At 60.4% G+C, this 16,184-nt stretch carries 13 protein-coding genes and 6 pseudogenes; 15 read left to right on the plus strand and 4 right to left on the minus strand.

Annotated features, from left to right (window positions below):
• Positions 1–82 precede the first annotated feature (82 nt).
• The 11 genes and pseudogenes from LGH82_RS12995 to LGH82_RS13045 all read left to right on the plus strand — a co-directional run bounded on the left by LGH82_RS12995 (position 83) and on the right by LGH82_RS13045 (position 7,899).
• Positions 83–1,045, plus strand: coding sequence for a hypothetical protein (locus LGH82_RS12995; protein WP_227348847.1), 963 nt, complete (start codon positions 83–85; stop codon positions 1,043–1,045).
• A gap of 43 nt (positions 1,046–1,088) precedes the next feature.
• Positions 1,089–1,286 (plus strand): hypothetical protein, encoded by a 198-nt coding sequence (locus LGH82_RS13000; RefSeq protein ID WP_227348848.1) that lies wholly within the window; start codon positions 1,089–1,091, stop codon positions 1,284–1,286.
• A gap of 90 nt (positions 1,287–1,376) precedes the next feature.
• Positions 1,377–2,199: pseudogene (locus tag LGH82_RS13005) on the plus strand (IS5 family transposase).
• Positions 2,200–2,309: 110 nt separating this feature from the next.
• A complete protein-coding gene (locus LGH82_RS13010) occupies positions 2,310–2,600 on the plus strand; it encodes a recombinase family protein (RefSeq protein ID WP_227349571.1) in 291 nt (96 codons plus the stop codon).
• Positions 2,597–3,747 (plus strand): IS3 family transposase gene (locus LGH82_RS13015; protein ID WP_413771365.1). Its coding sequence is split into 2 segments (ribosomal slippage): positions 2,597–2,861 and positions 2,861–3,747, totalling 1,152 coding nucleotides; the frame shifts between segments, so codons are not numbered across the junction. The genes LGH82_RS13010 and LGH82_RS13015 overlap by 4 nt, the downstream gene beginning before the upstream one ends.
• Positions 3,744–4,232 (plus strand): DUF2285 domain-containing protein, encoded by a 489-nt coding sequence (locus LGH82_RS13020; RefSeq protein WP_227348849.1) that lies wholly within the window; start codon positions 3,744–3,746, stop codon positions 4,230–4,232. Before LGH82_RS13015 ends, LGH82_RS13020 begins: the two co-directional genes overlap by 4 nt.
• Positions 4,233–4,371: 139 nt before the next feature.
• Positions 4,372–4,653, plus strand: coding sequence for a helix-turn-helix transcriptional regulator (locus LGH82_RS13025; protein WP_227348850.1), 282 nt, complete (start codon positions 4,372–4,374; stop codon positions 4,651–4,653).
• A gap of 11 nt (positions 4,654–4,664) precedes the next feature.
• Entirely contained in the window at positions 4,665–5,549 is an 885-nt protein-coding gene (locus LGH82_RS13030; protein ID WP_227348851.1) for a replication initiator protein A, read from the plus strand.
• Between the two features lie 211 nt (positions 5,550–5,760).
• Positions 5,761–6,177, plus strand: a pseudogene (gene parA, locus LGH82_RS13035) (ParA family partition ATPase); the annotation flags it as partial.
• A 75-nt stretch (positions 6,178–6,252) separates the two neighbouring features.
• Positions 6,253–7,603: pseudogene (locus LGH82_RS13040) on the plus strand (IS3 family transposase).
• A gap of 80 nt (positions 7,604–7,683) precedes the next feature.
• The gene (locus LGH82_RS13045) at positions 7,684–7,899 is read left to right on the plus strand and encodes a DUF2274 domain-containing protein (protein WP_227349572.1); all 216 of its coding nucleotides are present in this window, start codon (positions 7,684–7,686) and stop codon (positions 7,897–7,899) included.
• Between the two features lie 47 nt (positions 7,900–7,946).
• Here LGH82_RS13045 and LGH82_RS13050 read toward each other — a convergent pair whose 3' ends face one another.
• The gene (locus LGH82_RS13050; RefSeq protein ID WP_227348852.1) at positions 7,947–8,219 is read right to left on the minus strand and encodes a hypothetical protein; all 273 of its coding nucleotides are present in this window, start codon (positions 8,217–8,219) and stop codon (positions 7,947–7,949) included.
• Between the two features lie 375 nt (positions 8,220–8,594).
• Positions 8,595–8,927 carry a hypothetical protein gene (locus LGH82_RS13055; protein ID WP_227348853.1) on the minus strand — a complete coding sequence of 111 codons (333 nt, stop codon included), beginning with the start codon at positions 8,925–8,927 and terminating at the stop codon, positions 8,595–8,597.
• Positions 8,928–9,099: 172 nt separating this feature from the next.
• On the opposite strand from LGH82_RS13055, the pseudogene LGH82_RS13060 reads away from it, so the two are divergent.
• Positions 9,100–10,452, plus strand: a pseudogene (locus LGH82_RS13060) (IS3 family transposase).
• Between the two features lie 604 nt (positions 10,453–11,056).
• Here the strand turns inward: LGH82_RS13060 and LGH82_RS13065 are convergent.
• Positions 11,057–12,304: an outer membrane beta-barrel protein gene (locus LGH82_RS13065; RefSeq protein ID WP_227348854.1), complete on the minus strand. Its 1,248-nt coding sequence runs from the start codon at positions 12,302–12,304 to the stop codon at positions 11,057–11,059.
• 311 nt (positions 12,305–12,615) lie between these two features.
• Between LGH82_RS13065 and LGH82_RS13070 the strand changes: the two are divergent.
• Positions 12,616–13,478, plus strand: a pseudogene (locus LGH82_RS13070) (transposase); the annotation flags it as partial.
• An 11-nt stretch (positions 13,479–13,489) separates the two neighbouring features.
• On the opposite strand, the pseudogene LGH82_RS33655 reads toward LGH82_RS13070, so the two are convergent.
• Positions 13,490–13,570 (minus strand): annotated as a pseudogene (locus tag LGH82_RS33655) (IS3 family transposase); the annotation flags it as partial.
• Between the two features lie 230 nt (positions 13,571–13,800).
• On the opposite strand from LGH82_RS33655, the gene istA reads away from it, so the two are divergent.
• Both istA and istB read left to right on the plus strand, forming a co-directional pair.
• The gene (gene istA / locus LGH82_RS13075) at positions 13,801–15,273 is read left to right on the plus strand and encodes an IS21 family transposase (RefSeq protein WP_227348855.1); all 1,473 of its coding nucleotides are present in this window, start codon (positions 13,801–13,803) and stop codon (positions 15,271–15,273) included.
• Positions 15,270–16,163 carry an IS21-like element helper ATPase IstB gene (gene istB, locus LGH82_RS13080; protein WP_227344001.1) on the plus strand — a complete coding sequence of 298 codons (894 nt, stop codon included), beginning with the start codon at positions 15,270–15,272 and terminating at the stop codon, positions 16,161–16,163. Before istA ends, istB begins: the two co-directional genes overlap by 4 nt.
• Positions 16,164–16,184 lie beyond the last annotated feature (21 nt).

Below are 16,184 nucleotides of genomic sequence, written 5' to 3' on the forward strand. Positions count from 1 at the left end.
ACGATCAGGCAGCCGCAAACCGCGTTGCCGGCTTGGCCGTCGATCGGGAAGTTTCCGATTTTGACTACGTCCGTTGCGCCCAATGACCGACGAGCATCCCAATACGCAGGGCGACGAACATCGCTTGTTCGAGCGCATTTCACGCGAGAGGTTTGACGCCCTGGTCCTGTGGGGCATGCCGCAGCCGATGCGCGAGGACACACTAAGCGCCTCACATTGGTCCGCGGACAACGAACGGGTGATCGCGGGCGTTTTTCACGTCATCGACACCAAGGAATTCATGTGCGTCGCCTTTGCTCGAGACACCGCTGGCCGATATCGGCCGTTCCAGAGATCCCATTTTCTGCCCAGCGCGCGGGCGGGCGAACTTGCTCTTAAGCGAGACTTCGGCCGCGGCTTACTGACTGCTCAACCGGAACTTTCAGCGGCCGATGCACGGCCGGAGGGCGTCGATCTGTTTGCGACCCTCGGTAACATCGGACGTCATCACGACGCCTATGTCATGCTGCGCGACGGCTTCAATCAGGGCGCAGCGCGCGCCTTGCTTGAAGAGGTCTCCAGCTGGGTTCCCGACCTTGACGGCAACCTCGTCCGAGATTTCCAGACGAGCGGCTACAGCGCGCGCGCGTGGGAACTCTATTTACGGGCCGCCCTCCGGGCGCTGAACTTCGACATGGACCACACGCACGCAGCCCCCGACTTCTGCGTTAGGAAAGGCGGAAAGACAGTCTTCGTCGAGGCGACCACGGTCAATTCGCAGGACAACTTTCAGCTCGGCGATAGGCGCGGGCCCGCCGCCGGACGCGCCCGAACAGCTTCGGCCGTTCCTCGAAAACCAGATGCCACAGAAGTTCGGGTCGCCACTCTTTTCGAAAATGAAGAAGCGCTACTGGGAGAAGGCCCATGTGGCGGGCCATCCGCTCCTGCTGGCAATCGCCGACTTTCATGCACCGGCGTCAATGCGCTGGTCGCACGCCGCCCTGCCGTTCTATCTCTATGGGCTGCGGATGGTGACGACCGTCGACACCGACAACCGGCTCATTGAACTATTCGTGCCAGGCCCCGATCATGTCGTAGGCGGCAAGATCGTGCCGACGAATTTCTTCGAGCAACCCGACACAGAGCATATCTCCGGCGTCCTGTTTTCGAACGCGGGCACGATCGTCAAGTTCAGCCGAATGGGCGTGCGCGCAGGCTTCGGCGATCCATGGGTCAGCTTGGTTCGAAAAGGGGTATTGATCGATCCGGGAGCCGGCATGGCCAGCGCCACCCCGTTCAAGCCTTGAAGATCGCTCACGTTGCGATTGTGGCCGAACAGCCTAAGAGGCTGTTTGATAACCTTTGACATTGGCTTTGGGGTCTGTTTCAGGCTTGGGATGTGGACAGCATCAAGCCGAGGCCGGATGGCCAGAATCGCCAAGAAGACGAAGCGCTATCCGAGTGACCTGACCGATGAGGAATGGTCGGCTGTGGAGCCGTTTCTGCCAGGGGTCAGCGGCACGGGACGTCCGCGCCGGACTGACCTTCGCGAGGTTCTGAACGCCATCCGGTATCTCGTGCGATCGGGCTGCGAGTGGCGGATGCTGCCTGTCCACTTCCCTCCCTGGCAAACGGTTTACTGGTGGTTTCGCCGTCTGGTTCGGCGGCTGATGTTCCCGGACCCTTCACGATGTCGTCCTGATGATCGACCGGGCTCGTGCCGGCCGCGATGTCGAGCCGAGTGCGGCGGTGATCGACAGCCAATCCGTCAAGGCCCCGGCCGCTCATGGCACGCGCGGATTCGACGGCGCCAAGAAGATCGTCGGGCGCAAGCGCCACATCGCGGTCGATACGGATGGCCGCTTGCTGATGGTTAGCCTGACCACGGCCAACATCGCGGACAGTACAGGCGCTCAGGCCGTGCTGGAGGCCACCTACAAGCGCTGGCCGAAGGTCAAACACCTGTTCGCCGACAGCGCATACGACAGGCGGACACTGCTCGACAAGGCCGCTTTCCTCGACTTCACGGTTGAGATCATCAAGCGGACCGAGGCGGCCTTCGTGGTTCTGCCGCGCCGATGGGTGGTCGAGAGAACCTTTGGATGGATGACACGGCATCGACGCCTCGTGAGAGACTACGAAGCACGACTGGATGTCTCACACGCCATGATCGACATCGCTATGGCAGGCCTACTCATCCGACGTATCGCACATCCCTAGTTCTCAAACGGACTCTAAGGGGGTCGAAGAACAAACGGTCCCGATGGCTGATGACCACGCGAGCGATCAGCCTTCGCCACTCGCCTGTCCCCAAAAGCCTGCTGTTGCGCATGCTCGCCTGCCGGGTGCAGGAGCGCAAGCTCCTGATCGACGAGGCCGAAGCCGGCATCATCCGACTCATCTTCGAGCGCTATCTCAGTGTCGGATCCTTGCCATCGCTCCAGGCCGAACTGCGCCAGCGCGGAATCGTCACGCGTCAACGAACATTGGCGACCGGCTGGACCATCGGCGGCATTGCGCTCACCAACGGCCCGTTGTCGCATCTGCTCCGCAACCGAGTCTACATGGACTTGCCCCGAAAAAGTGGAGAGTTTCCTTCTGATGAAAGGCGACCTCGATGACGAAACAGAGACAGTTTACGGATGCGTTCAAGGCGGAGGCGGTTGGCCTTGTGCGAACGAGCGGTCGGACGAAGCGGCAGATCGCGGAGGATCTTGGTGTTGGTTTCTCGACGCTGACGCGATGGATGGGTCGGCAGCTGGATCGTGAGATGGGCGATCCTGGGCGTCCGCCTGATGCTGATGTCGCCGCTGAATTGAAACGGCTGCGGCGGGAGAATGAAATCCTTCGGCAGGAGCGGGATATCTTGAAACGGGCGACGGCTTTTTTCGTCAAGGAGGGAAGTCGGTGAGGTTCGCGCTCATCGACCAGGCGAAGAAGGATTTCCCTGTGGACCGTTTGTGCGCGACGCTGGGTGTCAGCCCGAGCGGCTACTTTGCCTGGGGGCGCCGGCCGGCGTGCCGCCGGCAGCGCGACGACATGATAATGCTGGCGCATGTGCGATCGTCGTTCGCGCTGTCGAACGGAACCTATGGTAGCCCGCGCATGACGCGGGAACTGCAAGACAATGGCTTTGCCATTGGCCGGCGACGAACGGCGCGTCTGATGCGGGAGAATGGCCTCCAGGCAAGACAGAAGCGGCGGTTCAAGCGCACGACGGACAGCGAACACGCCTTTCCGGTTGCCCCCAATGTCATCGACCAGGATTTTGCCGCCACTGGTCCCAACCAGAAATGGGGTGCCGACATCTCCTACATCTGGACGCGGGAGGGCTGGTTGTACCTTGCTGTCGTCATCGATCTGTTTGCCCGCAAGGTCGTTGGCTGGGCTGCTGGCAACCGGCTACACCGCAGCCTGGCTCTGGCAGCGCTCAACAAGGCGTTCGTCATGCGGCAGCCGGAACCCGGCCTCATTCACCACTCCGACCGCGGCAGCCAATATTGTTCTATCGACTACCAAGCCGAATTGCGTGCCGCCGGCGTCATCATCTCAATGTCAGGCAAGGGCAATTGCTTTGATAACGCCATGGTCGAAACATTCTTCAAGACGCTGAAAACTGAACTGATCTGGCGCACCTCTTTCCTTACCCGCGCCGATGCCCAAGCCGCCATTGCCCGATATATCGACGGCTTCTACAATCCCATCCGGCGGCATTCCGCGCTCGACTACATCAGCCCGATGCAGTTCGAGCGAAACGCCGCCGAATGAGCAACCCGCTCTCCACTTTACCGAAGCAAGTCCAGATCCTCAGCAATTCCCTTCAACAGGAATTCGATGCTCAATATAGGCTGCTGCTCGCCGGCGGCGGCCGGTTTCCGATTTTTGTCGCCTCGGAGCCGGAGCCGGCCGCTCCGCTCGCGGCCATCATCCTGCTGGATGACGACACGCCGGATCGGCTTGCGGCGCTCGCCCGCTTCTGGTTCGCTTTGCGTAACCCGCCGGCCGCACCCGACGACCGCCTGACACCTCAACGCCGGCGTCGGCTCCAGCAAATGCTTCGCGTCGTGGACGGCCGGGAGGCTGGAGAAACATACCGGACCATCGCCGAGGTGCTGTTTCCGAAACACCACATCGACGCGGCCTCCTGGGCCGGGAACGCTATCCGCGAAACGACCATCCGCTTGGCCCGTGACGGCCTCAAGCTCGTCGACGGCGATTACCGAACCCTGCTGCGCCGTCCACGCAGATCATAGCGTCAAGCCGCACCGATCCGGGGGTGTCGATTTTAGCTCCGGATCTTCAACATCGTGCGGGCCGCCGCTTGCGCGCCACCGTGCTCACGACCCGCCGAACAAGACCGGCGGGCGTCAATCAGAGCACGGAGGTTCTCCTATGGCCGATAGTCTCGCCGGCTTGCCGCCACGTTTCCTGCGCACGCCCGAAGCCGCGCGCTTTCTCGGCCTGTCAGACCGCACCCTCGAGAAGCACCGCACCTACGGGACCGGCCCGGGTTATCGCAAGCTCGGCGGCCGCGTCGTCTATTCCATCGAAGATCTCCAGACCTGGGCCGATCGCGGCGCGAAGAACTCGACCTCCGATCCGGGCCGAGGGATCGTGCTGCCAGCCAAGCGCCAGGTCGACAGCCGCGCCGCCGGCCCCGTTCGCCATCGCTGACGGGCGCCGCCGTGTCGTCCAGCCGCAACATCAGCGAACGCGAGCAGCTCGATCTCTTTCGGGCGCTGCCCGGAGACCTCGCGCCGCGTGATGCGCAGGACCTCATGGCCTATCCGTTCTTCTCGCTCGCCAAGTCGAAGCGACTTGCACCCATCAACTTCAAAGCTGGGTCCATCGTCATCCGGGTCGAGGCCGTTCCCGAGCACGGCATGGCGACCATCTGGGATGCCGACGTGCTGATCTGGGCGGCTTCGCAGATCGTCGAGGCGCGCGATGCAGGTCTTCGCCCGTCGCGCCTGATGGGCACGACGCCGTATGAAATCCTCAATTTCATCGGCCGCGGCGTGTCGCTGCGCGACTACGACCGCCTGAAGGCGGCGCTCGACCGGCTTCAGTCCACGACGATCGCTACGTCGATCCGGCAGCCGACCGAGCGGCGGATGCACCGTTTCTCGTGGATCAATGAATGGAAAGAACGGGCTGACAGCCGGGGCCGACCGCTCGGTATCGAGTTGATCATTCCCGACTGGTTCTACGCCGCTGTGCTCGACGATGCGCTCGTGCTCACCATCGACCGGGCCTATTTCGATCTCACCGGCGGCCTTGAGCGCTGGCTGTACCGGCTCGTGCGCAAGCACGGCGGCCGCCAGGAATATGGCTGGAGCTTCGACTTCATCCATCTCCACGCCAAGTCCGGCAGCCTCTCGCCGCTCAAGCACTTCGCCTACGACCTGCGCGACATCGTCCGCCGCCAGCCCTTGCCCGGCTATCGCCTGGTCATCGAGCACCCGCCCGGCGGCGCCGAGCGCCTGTCCTTCGCTCCCACCGACCTGGACCCGTTCATCCGCGCGCCACGTCGACGCCACGCCAACACTCGCCCTGGGGATAAGCTGTGAATCATCTCGTGCTATCGGGGACCGAACCTATCGTGCCATCGGGGACCCGATCCTCGTGCTATCGGGGACCGGAATCGCCGATTCCGCTCTCTGAATCAGAGGGTTGCAGGCCCCGTAACTTCTCTAACCAAGATTCCTTCGGAATCTTTCTAACGGACCCCGCTTTTTGCGCGCCTGCGGATAAGTCGCTGGCAGCGACCGGAAGCGCGTCATGATCGTCGCGCTCCTCAATCAGAAAGGCGGTGTCGGCAAGACGACACTGGCGCTGCATCTGGCCGGCGAATGGGCTCAGCAGGACAAGCGCGTCACCCTGATCGACGCCGACCCGCAGGGATCGGCGCTCGACTGGTCGCAGCAGCGCGCCCGCGAAGGCTTGCCACGGCTCTTTACTGTCATCGGGCTTGCCCGCGACACGCTGCATCGCGAAGCGCCCGCGCTAGCCCGCGACGCCGATCACGTCGTCATCGACGGTCCGCCGCGTGTCGCCAGCCTGATGCGATCGGCGCTGCTTGCGGCCGACCTCGTCCTGATCCCCGTGCAGCCGTCGCCCTTCGACGGATGGGCGTCGGCCGAGATGCTGTCGCTGCTCGCCGAAGCGCGGATTTACCGGCCCGAGCTTGTTCCCCGTCAGCACCTGTGTCCCAGATTTGAGGTTGTGAATTAAGGAGGGTTTTGATCTCGTCGTCACGACGAAGGAACCAAGATGAGCCCTAAATCCTCAAGTGCCAAGAAGCCTGCCGAGCAGGTGGTAAAGGACATTCGCCGGGCGACCCGGCGGCATTTTTCAGCGGAAGACAAGATCCGGATCGTGCTGGACGGGCTGCGCGGCGAAGACAGCATCGCCGAGCTGTGCCGCAAGGAAGGGATCGCGCAGAGCCTGTATTACACCTGGTCCAAGGAGTTCATGGAGGCCGGCAAGCGCCGATTGGCGGGTGATACCGCTCGTGCTGCCACCAGCGACGAGGTCAAGGATTTGCGCCGGGAGGCCGGCGCGCTGAAGGAATGCGTCGCTGATCTGACACTGGAAAACCGTCTGCTCAAAAAAAGCATGATCGCGGATGGGGACGAGCAAGAATGAGATATCCCGCATCCGAAAAGCTCGAGATCATCAGGATCGTCGAGCAGTCACACCTGCCAACCCGCAAAACGCTGGACCGACTGGGCATCCCGCGCCGGACCTTCTATCGCTGGTGAACCGTTATGTCGAGGGCGGGCCTGAGGCGCTGCAGGATCGGCCCTCGGCGCCGAGCCGGGTGTGGAACCGCATCCCGCCTGCCATCCATGACCAGATCATCGAACTGGCGCTGGAGCAGTCCGAGCTCTCCCCGCGCGAACTGGCAGTACGGTTCACCGACGAGACGCGCTACTTCGTGTCAGAAGCCAGCGTTTACCGGCTCCTCAAGGCCTACGATCTGATCACCAGCCCGGCCTATGTGGTGATCAAGGCGGCGAACGAGTTCCACACCAAGACGACGCGACCCAACGAGATGTGGCAGACGGACTTCACCTACTTCAAGATCATCGGCTGGGGCTGGATGTACCTGTCGACCGTGCTCGACGATTACTCCCGCTACATCATCGCCTGGAAACTGTGCAGCACCATGCGGGCCGAGGACGTCACCGACACGCTGGACATGGCACTTACTGCCTCAGGGTGCGACCAGGCCCATGTGCACCACAAGCCTCGGCTGCTCAGCGATAATGGCCCCAGCTACATCGCCGGCGAACTGGCGGACTATATCCAGGACCAACGCATGAGCCATGTCCGGGGCGCTCCAATGCATCCCCAGACCCAAGGCAAGATCGAGCGCTGGCACCAGACCCTCAAAAACCGAATCCTCTTGGAGAACTACTTTCTGCCCGGCGACCTTGAGGCCCAGATCGCAGCCTTCGTCGAACATTACAACCATCGACGCTACCACGAGAGCCTGGCCAACGTAACGCCAGCCGACGCCTACTTCGGCAGGGCCGCAGCCATTATCAAACAGCGAGAAAGGATCAAACGCCAAACCATCCAACATCGGCGCTTGCAGCACCGCAAGATCGCCGCTTAACATCAACCCCAAGATGAGGCCGACACTCCGCTAATCTGCGATCCAATCTGAGCCAAATGATCTGACGACGGACAGGCCCAATCGCTGATGACAAGCCCGTGAAGGTGACGCTGGAACTCCCCGCCAGCCTTCATCGTGACCTTACGGCTTATGCCGAAATCCTCGACCGGGAAAACAATCATCCGCCGACTGATCCCGTGCGTCTGATCGTGCCCATGCTGCAGCGCTTTATCGCCGCCGATCGAGGCTTTGCGAAAACGCGGCGTTCTATTGGGACCGCAAAGACCGATAGCTGATTCCATCCGTCAGCCGCTACCATTAGTGAACAAGCACCTGCGGCGCCTCAACGTATGAAGCTATTAGCGGTATGCAGGCCAAGGGCAACGAGCAGTAGCCACAAGGCTTCGTCCCAATGGTTGAATCCGTCCCGTTGCAAAAAACGCTCTTTGAGGATCAGGGCAAAGAAGACGCAAAATGCGGAATAGAGTCCGATCCAGAAAGAGGCAGCCGTAAGATAGCCAACCTTGCCGTATGTTCCGATCACGGCCGAAATCGCAAGCTTCGTGGAAAAGCGACGGATCGTCAGGCGGGATTCGACATTGAGGCGGGAAAGCATGGTTCGGTTGATCGCGATTGAGGAAATATTTCTGTGTGTATCGATCCTCGAATAAAGATCGCATCAAATTTTCCGCCGCCGTGAGGGTGAATCTTCGGTAGAGCTGTGGAGCTATCCCTATACGGTTCTTACAGGGGCAACCCAAACCTTACGCTATCCTGATATTGCCGTGTTAACCGTCCTTCCATGCAGCACGAGCACGGTCAATGTCGTTGGCTCAAGGTGCTACGTGATCCCGATCAGCGCTCGCGTAAACATTTACGGTTGTTTGGAAGTCACGTCGCTTTCGTTGTTCTGTTCAGCGCCCCTACGCTGATCATTGATCAGCGTAGACTGATCCTCTTTCTATCCTTGATCCATCTGATGTTCGGATTTTCAGTGCTGCTCGTATTTGGCGCCGCTCTCTTCATCCAACGGCCAATTCCTCCCGCAAGCTTGTGCATCTGGGATCATGGATTCGCCATGCTCCTCCTGATGCTGATCTGCTCGGCCGTACTCAGGGTGTTGGCGTAATTGCAAAAGCGACAACAGCCGATGTCTCGCAGCAGATCCTGTGATGGCCTCTTCGATCTTCCGCTTACCGAACTGCCGAGCAACCTGCCAACAGCCGCTACGTCTGCGGCCGATCCGATCATCACCACACAAAGCGGCGGATTCGAAGACGAGTGTGTTGTGTACCGATGGCCACAGGTTGCTCTGGATGGACACGCCGCAATCCCGGTTATTGCACCTGATGCAGGCAGCCGGCGCTATATCGCACGCACCTTGCAACGTGCCGGTTACAAGGTCGCTACCTGTTCCCCGTCAGCACCTGTGTCCCAGATTTGAGGTTGTGAATTAAGGAGGGTTTTGATCTCGTCGTCACGACGAAGGAACCAAGATGAGCCCTAAATCCTCAAGTGCCAAGAAGCCTGCCGAGCAGGTGGTAAAGGACATTCGCCGGGCGACCCGGCGGCATTTTTCAGCGGAAGACAAGATCCGGATCGTGCTGGACGGGCTGCGCGGCGAAGACAGCATCGCCGAGCTGTGCCGCAAGGAAGGGATCGCGCAGAGCCTGTATTACACCTGGTCCAAGGAGTTCATGGAGGCCGGCAAGCGCCGATTGGCGGGTGATACCGCTCGTGCTGCCACCAGCGACGAGGTCAAGGATTTGCGCCGGGAGGCCGGCGCGCTGAAGGAATGCGTCGCTGATCTGACACTGGAAAACCGTCTGCTCAAAAAAAGCATGATCGCGGATGGGGACGAGCAAGAATGAGATATCCCGCATCCGAAAAGCTCGAGATCATCAGGATCGTCGAGCAGTCACACCTGCCAACCCGCAAAACGCTGGACCGACTGGGCATCCCGCGCCGGACCTTCTATCGCTGGTATGACCGTTATGTCGAGGGCGGGCCTGAGGCGCTGCAGGATCGGCCCTCGGCGCCGAGCCGGGTGTGGAACCGCATCCCGCCTGCCATCCATGACCAGATCATCGAACTGGCGCTGGAGCAGTCCGAGCTCTCCCCGCGCGAACTGGCAGTACGGTTCACCGACGAGACGCGCTACTTCGTGTCAGAAGCCAGCGTTTACCGGCTCCTCAAGGCCTACGATCTGATCACCAGCCCGGCCTATGTGGTGATCAAGGCGGCGAACGAGTTCCACACCAAGACGACGCGACCCAACGAGATGTGGCAGACGGACTTCACCTACTTCAAGATCATCGGCTGGGGGATGGATGTACCTGTCGACCGTGCTCGACGATTACTCCCGCTACATCATCGCCTGGAAACTGTGCAGCACCATGCGGGCCGAGGACGTCACCGACACGCTGGACATGGCACTTACTGCCTCAGGGTGCGACCAGGCCCATGTGCACCACAAGCCTCGGCTGCTCAGCGATAATGGCCCCAGCTACATCGCCGGCGAACTGGCGGACTATATCCAGGACCAACGCATGAGCCATGTCCGGGGCGCTCCAATGCATCCCCAGACCCAAGGCAAGATCGAGCGCTGGCACCAGACCCTCAAAAACCGAATCCTCTTGGAGAACTACTTTCTGCCCGGCGACCTTGAGGCCCAGATCGCAGCCTTCGTCGAACATTACAACCATCGACGCTACCACGAGAGCCTGGCCAACGTAACGCCAGCCGACGCCTACTTCGGCAGGGCCGCAGCCATTATCAAACAGCGAGAAAGGATCAAACGCCAAACCATCCAACATCGGCGCTTGCAGCACCGCAAGATCGCCGCTTAACATCAACCCCAAGATGAGGCCGACACTCCGCTAATCTGCGATCCAATCTGAGCCAAATGATCTGACGACGGACAGTCGCTACCTTTGTCGAACTGCAGGCGGCAATGGGAGCGCTCGCCCAACATCAATACGATGTCGCGGTGTTGTCGGGCCGCCGACAAGAGCTGTTGTGGTGTGCTGCCGTCCGTGACGTTCGGCCTGAACTGCCGGTGTTGTTCGTTCTGCAGGACGGCGATTCAGACACAGTCGCGCGCGTAGTTGACTCTGGGGTCGACTGCCTTGAGGCGCCGTTCTTGGAGTCCGATCTAATAGCGCGTACTGGACTGCTGTTCCGGCTCGTCTGGCGACAGTACGGCCTGGCTATTCCAGATGGCGAAAGCGCTCTCCGCCTTGATCTGCGTCAGCCTCACGCTCATGTCAGAGGCCGCGAGATCGCGCTGACGGAGGTGGAATACCGGACGCTCTGGGTCTTGGCGCTAGGCCGCGGTGGCGTTTCGCGGTTCTGCGATATTGAGAGAAGCGTCTGGGGAGACTCGACTGAAGCACGTCGGATAGCCCCCATACGAGGGTGACGCGGCTTCCCAACCGCGCCGCCCCAATCACGTCAGAAGAGAATGCCGGTCTCCACCAACGCGCGAACCTGATCGCGTTGATTCAAATCGCGGCCAAAGCCATAGCCGGCTTCCAGACGGCCAATCTGCGTGTAGGACAACTCGCCGCGCGCAAAGAACACGCCCTTCTGGTAAGTCGGTGTGACAGTCAGCGACCAGGCGTCGCTCCTTGCGCCGTAGAGCAAGTTCGTCGGCGTGCAGTTGGAGTCCATGCCGCAAACCCCACCGATCGTCTTGAGATATTCGGCACGCGCACCGAGCGACCATTCCTTGTTCAGCGCATACTTGACGAGAAGCGCACCGCCATAAGTGTCAGCCGAGCGGTTGATCCCGAGCCGGTCATCGCGCCCGACATGGCTGTATTGTAGATACGGCGTGAGCGTAAGCGGACCGCTGTTGTAGCTATAAATCAGATTGAAGATGTTGCTGTTATTCTGCGCTAGCGGCGTCGCTGTCGAAAACTTGTCGTTCCGCGACAGGCTGCCCGCACCCACAATGCTGATCGAATTCGACGAGTCGATCGCATAGGATAGCGTGCTCGAGAACCAGTTCAGTTTGCCCGAATAATAGCCGTCGTTTAGCGATACCGCAGCGCTGAGTGGACCGTGCGCATAGTTGATCTGTACCCCACGACTAATTGCCGGCTCCTGGTTCCAAAGCAGTCCGCGCTCAATGTTGATATTCTGGAAAGTAAAGGTCGACTCCGCACCCACCATGGTCGGCAGAAGACCAACCATGACCGACAGTTCCGGCGAGATCATCGCCTTGGCATAGGCTACCGGAACGGGTCCGAATAACTGGTCTGTCGCCTTTGTCGCTTGCAGATAAGACGAGCCCAGTGACGGCAATGAATAGGCGCCAGCCTGAACGTAGAACTGCAACGGTCCCTGTGTTGTCTGGATCTCGATTTGGGCATTGCTCAAATCCACAAACCCATCACGGTTACCAATGCCACCTGCGTCCGTTGCATGGCTCTGGAGCACGCCGATCCCGCTGATCTGACCGGTGACCGAAACCGACCCAAACGGCCCCGCGTCAACCGACAGCGGATTAGGATTCGGCACGAGCGGACCAGAAAAGCTCGGGGCGGGAAGAGGGTCTGCGTGGGCCACTCCAACACCGAAGAGGACGCTACAGCCGCCAAGCAGCAGGAGAGATCGCAGGGCGCCTGTACCGGGTCGACTACGTGCAGTACGCTCCAAAACACGCTGCGTATGTAACGACGGCGACTGAATTATCATGGGTGCACTCCCTGCTTTGAAGGTCAATGCACGCAATCAGTAAGAGTGAATGCGTAAAATCGGCGTCTTATCTTCTGACGATGCGTAAAGATTGTGTAAGAATGGCAGCCATTAGAAATTGTGTAGACACAGGCCTTGCAGCCGCAACCATCCTCATATGCTCTCAATATGCGAGCAAATGACGATCACAGACGAAGAAAAATATTCCGCTAGGTAAGTTAGCTTCTGTTCCCCGTCAGCACCTGTGTCCCAGATTTGAGGTTGTGAATTAAGGAGGGTTTTGATCTCGTCGTCACGACGAAGGAACCAAGATGAGCCCTAAATCCTCAAGTGCCAAGAAGCCTGCCGAGCAGGTGGTAAAGGACATTCGCCGGGCGACCCGGCGGCATTTTTCAGCGGAAGACAAGATCCGGATCGTGCTGGACGGGCTGCGCGGCGAAGACAGCATCGCCGAGCTGTGCCGCAAGGAAGGGATCGCGCAGAGCCTGTATTACACCTGGTCCAAGGAGTTCATGGAGGCCGGCAAGCGCCGATTGGCGGGTGATACCGCTCGTGCTGCCACCAGCGACGAGGTCAAGGATTTGCGCCGGGAGGCCGGCGCGCTGAAGGAATGCGTCGCTGATCTGACACTGGAAAACCGTCTGCTCAAAAAAAGCATGATCGCGGATGGGGACGAGCAAGAATGAGATATCCCGCATCCGAAAAGCTCGAGATCATCAGGATCGTCGAGCAGTCACACCTGCCAACCCGCAAAACGCTGGACCGACTGGGCATCCCGCGCCGGACCTTCTATCGCTGGTATGACCGTTATGTCGAGGGCGGGCCTGAGGCGCTGCAGGATCGGCCCTCGGCGCCGAGCCGGGTGTGGAACCGCATCCCGCCTGCCATCCATGACCAGATCATCGAACTGGCGCTGGAGCAGTCCGAGCTCTCCCCGCGCGAACTGGCAGTACGGTTCACCGACGAGACGCGCTACTTCGTGTCAGAAGCCAGCGTTTACCGGCTCCTCAAGGCCTACGATCTGATCACCAGCCCGGCCTATGTGGTGATCAAGGCGGCGAACGAGTTCCACACCAAGACGACGCGACCCAACGAGATGTGGCAGACGGACTTCACCTACTTCAAGATCATCGGCTGGGGCTGGATGTACCTGTCTGGCCTGCTGCCGGTTTTTCGGACACCCGGTTAAGCTAGCATAGCTTGCTCCTCGAACTCGTTGGGGCTGAGATAGCCCAGCGTCGAGTGCCTTCGCCGAGGGTTATAGAAGCATTTGCGCGGCGACAAACAAGGTGAGACTCAGCGTCAATCAGGATGAGACTCGGCGGCGGGGGTGTGACGAAGGGAGGGCGTAGCCCGACCGGAGTTACACCCCCGCCGCCGCGCAATTTTTCAGCGTCTTATGATCGCGGTCGGCCCGGTAGCTTGGTGGTTTTCTGGAATGGAGAACCATCTTTGTGCCGGGTCGCCATGTAACCGATCATCAGACGAGGCTTTTTATGAAGTACCGACAAAACAATTCTATCGAGGTCGCCGCCGCCAAGGCGTCGATCAGCAGGGCGACGGCCTATCGCATCAAGACGGACGCGCACCTGCCATCGCAAAAGCAAAAGGCTCGTGGCCGGCGGAGGCCTGACCCTCTCGAGCATATCTTCGATGCCGAGGTCGTTCCCCTTTTGAAGGCGGCGCCAGGCATCCGTGTTGTCGCCATCTATGAGGAGATGCTGCGGCGGCACCCGGAACTGAGCGCGGGCATTCGCCGAACGCTGGAGCGGCGCATCCGGTCATGGCGTGCCATCCACGGCGAAGAGCAGGAGGTTATCTTCCGCCAGCTTCACGAACCCGGCCGACTCGGGCTATCGGATTTTACCGACATGGGCAGCCTTGACGTGTCGATCGCCGGCCAGTCTCTTGATCATCTACTCTACCACTTCCGGCTCGCCTGGTCCGGCTTTGAACACACCCATGTCATTCTCGGCGGCGAGAGCTTCGTGGCCCTGGCCGAAGGACTGCAGAACGCGCTGTGGTCGCTTGGGGGAGCGCCGCTCTATCATCGCAGCGACAGCCTGTCGGCGGCTTTCCGCAACCTCAGCGCCGATGCGAAGGAGGATCTCACGTATCGCTACGAAGAGCTTTGCGCGCACTACCGCATGACGCCGACCCGCAACAACAAGGGCATCGCGCACGAGAACGGTTCGATCGAAAGCAGCCATGGCCATCTCAAGGATGCCATCCGTGACGCCCTTCTGATGCGCGGCAGCAGAAATTTCGACGATCTCGGCGCGTATCGAGCCTTCATCGACGAGATCGTCAGCCGGCACAACGCCAATCATGGCAAGCGCATCGATGCCGAACGCCCTCAACTGCAGGAACTTCCAGACCAGCGGACCAGCGACTTCGAGGAGGTGGTCGTCACCGTGTCGCGGACCGGCGGCTTCACCTTGCGCAAGGTCTTCTACACCGTTCCCTCCCGCCTGATCGGACATCGGCTTCGCATCCGCCTGTTCGATGATCGCCTCGAGGTCTTTATGGGAGGAACAAAGCTGATGACGCTGCCCAGGGGCCGAGGCCATGCCGACGGGAGGCACGATCAGGTCGTCAACTATCGGCACGTCATCCATTCCCTGCGCAAAAAGCCGATGGCGCTTCTTAATCTCGTCTATCGTGACAAGCTCTTCCCGCGGCAGGAATACCGCAGGGCCTTCGACGAGCTCATTGAGCGGCTGCCGGACAGGCAGGCGTGCAAGATCATGGTCGATCTGCTGGCGCTGGCCCACGATCGAGGCTGCGAGCGTGAGCTTGCCGAGCAACTCACCGAGACCCTCGACGCCGGCGACCTGCCCGATATTGCCGTCTTGCGAACCCTCCTCGGCCCGGACCCCGCACGGCTGCCGACCGTCTTGGTGCAACTCGCTTCCCTTAACGGCTATGAAGCCCTGATCGGGGCAACCCATGTGGGAGACGTCGCATGAGCAACGCCCACACCATCGACGAAGCCCGCCTCGGCATCATGCTCAACGAACTCCGGCTACCGACGATCAAGACGCTCTGGGCGCAATTTGCCGAGCAGGCCGATAGAGAGGGGTGGCCCGCCGCCCGGTTCCTCTCGGCCATCGCCGAGCATGAGCTGGCCGAACGGGCACATCGCAGGATCGAACGGCATCTGGCCGAAGCGCATCTGCCGCCCGGAAAGACGCTCGACAGCTTCGCCTTCGACGCCGTACCCATGGTCTCCAAGGCCCAGGTCATGGCCATGACCGCCGGTGACAGCTGGCTCGCCAAGGGCGCCAATATCCTGTTGTTCGGCCCACCCGGTGGCGGAAAGTCGCATCTTGCGGCAGCGATCGGACTCGCCCTCATTGAGAACGGCTGGCGCGTGCAGTTCGCCCGAACCACCGATCTCGTGCAGAAGCTCCAGATCGCGCGGCGAGAGCTGCAGCTCGAAGCCGCCATCGCCAAGCTCGACAAGTTCGATCTGCTCATCCTCGACGATCTGGCCTACGTCACCAAGGACCAGGCCGAAACGAGCGTGCTCTTCGAACTCATCTGCGCAAGATATGAGCGGCGTTCCATCATGATCACCGCCAATCAGCCCTTCGGAGAATGGAACAGAATCTTTCCGGACCCCGCCATGACCCTCGCCGCAGTGGACCGACTTGTTCACCACGCAACGATCTTCGAGATGAACGTCGAAAGCTACCGGCGCAGATCCGCCATGGAAGCCAAACGCCAGCGCGGCAGGCCAGCCTCTTACGCGACAATCAAGAACAAACACGAACTTGTCGCGGAGCGGCAATCAGAAATAGATGAAGGCCTTGCCAGCGACAATCAGCATGATAATTTGCACGTGACCGCGACCTGAGAATCTCATCCAGATCGCCGC

The organism is Mesorhizobium sp. PAMC28654 (assembly GCF_020616515.1).
GTDB lineage: Bacteria > Pseudomonadota > Alphaproteobacteria > Rhizobiales > Rhizobiaceae > Mesorhizobium.